At 49.3% G+C, this 3,312-nt stretch carries 2 rRNA genes; both read right to left on the bottom strand.

The features are described 5' to 3' along the window. Nucleotide 1 precedes the first annotated feature (1 nt). Nucleotides 2–117 (bottom strand): 5S ribosomal RNA (gene rrf / locus DPV97_RS09460). Between the two features lie 139 nt (nt 118–256). Then, a 23S ribosomal RNA gene (locus tag DPV97_RS09465) occupies nt 257–3,154 on the bottom strand. Nucleotides 3,155–3,312 lie beyond the last annotated feature (158 nt).

Raw genomic sequence — 3,312 nt, forward strand, 5'->3', positions numbered from 1 at the left:
TACCTGGCGGTGTCCTACTCTCACATGGGGAAGCCCCACACTACCATCGGCGCATCGGCGTTTCACTTCTGAGTTCGGTATGGGGTCAGGTGGGACCACCGCTCTATCGCCGCCAGGATTATTCCTTTAATAACTTTTCTCTACTCTGCTCCGCTATCTCTAGCGTCTCACAACCAAACAAGCTGATTAACCTAAAAACTTTCTTCTTTTCTGAGTTTGTTTTGTTTACCCAACACCCAAAACCCTTGAGCGTTGTATAGTTAAGCCTCTCGGGCAATTAGTACATGTTAGCTCAACGGCTCACACCGCTTACACACCATGCCTATCTACGTCTTAGTCTTAAACAACCCTTACAGATTTGTAATCTGGGAGAACTCATCTCTTGGCAAGTTTCGTGCTTAGATGCTTTCAGCACTTATCTCTTCCGCACTTAGCTACCCGGCAATGCGTCTGGCGACACAACCGGAACACCAGTGGTGCGTCCACTCCGGTCCTCTCGTACTAGGAGCAGCCCCAATCAATTCTCCAACGCCCACGGCAGATAGGGACCGAACTGTCTCACGACGTTCTAAACCCAGCTCGCGTACCACTTTAAATGGCGAACAGCCATACCCTTGGGACCTACTTCAGCCCCAGGATGTGATGAGCCGACATCGAGGTGCCAAACACCGCCGTCGATATGAACTCTTGGGCGGTATCAGCCTGTTATCCCCGGAGTACCTTTTATCCGTTGAGCGATGGCCCTTCCATGCAGAACCACCGGATCACTATGACCTACTTTCGTACCTGCTCGACTTGTCTGTCTCGCAGTTAAGCTTGCTTATACCATTGCACTAACCTGACGATGTCCGACCGTCATTAGCAAACCTTCGTGCTCCTCCGTTACTCTTTGGGAGGAGACCGCCCCAGTCAAACTACCCACCAGACACTGTCCGAGACCACGTTTCGTAATCTTCGTTAGAACATCAAACGTTAAAGGGTGGTATTTCAAGGACGACTCCATAATCACTGGCGTGACTACTTCTAAGTCTCCCACCTATCCTACACATCAAAATTCAATGTTCAGTGTCAAGCTATAGTAAAGGTTCACGGGGTCTTTCCGTCTAGCCGCGGGTACACCGCATCTTCACGGCGATTTCAATTTCACTGAGTCTCGGGTGGAGACAGCCTGGCCATCATTATGCCATTCGTGCAGGTCGGAACTTACCCGACAAGGAATTTCGCTACCTTAGGACCGTTATAGTTACGGCCGCCGTTTACTGGGGCTTCGATCAGGAGCTTCTCTTTCGATTACACCATCAATTAACCTTCCAGCACCGGGCAGGCATCACACCCTATACGTCCACTTTCGTGTTTGCAGAGTGCTGTGTTTTTAATAAACAGTTGCAGCCAGCTGGTATCTTCGACCGGTTCAACCTTCGCCCGCGAGGGACTACAATCTACGCCGGCGCACCTTCTCCCGAAGTTACGGTGCTATTTTGCCTAGTTCCTTCACCCGAGTTCTCTCAAGCGCCTGAGTATTCTCTACCTGACCACCTGTGTCGGTTTTCAGTACGGTTTAGTAAAGCCTTTCGCTTAGTGGCTTTTCCTGGAAGTGTGGTATCGGTTACTTCAGCTCCGTAGAGCCTCGTCATCATCTCTCAGTGTTAAGGAAGTCCGGATTTGCCTAAACTCCCCACCTACCAACTTAAACGTGCATATCCAACAGCACGCTAACCTAACCTGCTCCGTCCCCACATCGCAGCTTTACCAAGTACGGGAATATTAACCCGTTTCCCATCGACTACGCTTTTCAGCCTCGCCTTAGGGGCCGACTCACCCTGCCCCGATTAACGTTGGACAGGAACCCTTGGTCTTCCGGCGAACGGGTTTTTCACCCGTTTTATCGTTACTTATGTCAGCATTCGCACTTCTGATACGTCCAGCATGCTTCTCAACACACCTTCATCCGCTTACAGAACGCTCCCCTACCCAACAGACTTTTGTCTGATGCCGCAGCTTCGGTGCTATATTTGAGCCCCGTTACATCTTCCGCGCAGGCCGACTCGACTAGTGAGCTATTACGCTTTCTTTAAATGATGGCTGCTTCTAAGCCAACATCCTAGCTGTCTAAGCCTTCCCACTTCGTTTCCCACTTAATATAGACTTTGGGACCTTAGCTGGCGGTCTGGGTTGTTTCCCTCTCCACGACGGACGTTAGCACCCGCCGTGTGTCTCCTGAGTATCACTCTTCGGTATTCGTAGTTTGCATCGGGTTGGTAATCCGGGATGGACCCCTAGCCGAAACAGTGCTCTACCCCCGAAGGTGTCCGCTCAAGGCTCTACCTAAATAGATTTCGGGGAGAACCAGCTATCTCCCGGTTTGATTGGCCTTTCACCCCCAGCCACAAGTCATCCGCTAATTTTTCAACATTAGTCGGTTCGGTCCTCCAGTTAGTGTTACCCAACCTTCAACCTGCCCATGGCTAGATCACCGGGTTTCGGGTCTATACCTTGCAACTAGACGCCCAGTTAAGACTCGGTTTCCCTTCGGCTCCCCTATTCGGTTAACCTCGCTACAAAATATAAGTCGCTGACCCATTATACAAAAGGTACGCAGTCACCCTTAAAAGGCTCCCACTGCTTGTACGTACAAGGTTTCAGGTTCTATTTCACTCCCCTCACCGGGGTTCTTTTCGCCTTTCCTTCACAGTACTGGTTCACTATCGGTCAATCAGGAGTATTTAGCCTTGGAGGATGGTCCCCCCATCTTCAAACAGGATATCACGTGTCCCGCCCTACTTGTCGTTAGCTTAGTACCATAACCTGGACTTCGAGTACGGGGCTATCACCCTGTATCGCCAAGCTTCCCAGCTTGTTCCTCTGTCTCTGTCATTATCACTAACAGGCTCCTTCGCGTTCGCTCGCCGCTACTAACGAAATCTCGGTTGATTTCTTTTCCTCGGGGTACTTAGATGTTTCAGTTCTCCCGGTTTGCCTCACTTACCTATGGATTCAGTAAGTGATAGTAGATTCTTCATCTACTGGGTTTCCCCATTCGGACATCTTGGATTAAACGCCTCTTATCGACTCATCCAAGCTTTTCGCAGATTAGCACGTCCTTCTTCGCCTCTGATTGCCAAGGCATCCACCTTGTACGCTTAGTCACTTAACTATACAACCTCAAAAATTCTTGATGTTGTGTTTTCAACTAAACACTTGATTGCTTTTGTTCAATCAAGATTTTTCTTACTCAGACTTTTTCTTATCCTTTAAAAGGACTTGAAAGTCTCTTCAGTTTTCAGCTTGTTTCCTGGTTGTTAAAGAACAGAA

It is taken from the genome of Haemophilus parainfluenzae, assembly GCF_003253005.1.
Taxonomy (GTDB): Bacteria; Pseudomonadota; Gammaproteobacteria; order Enterobacterales; family Pasteurellaceae; genus Haemophilus_D; species Haemophilus_D parainfluenzae_M.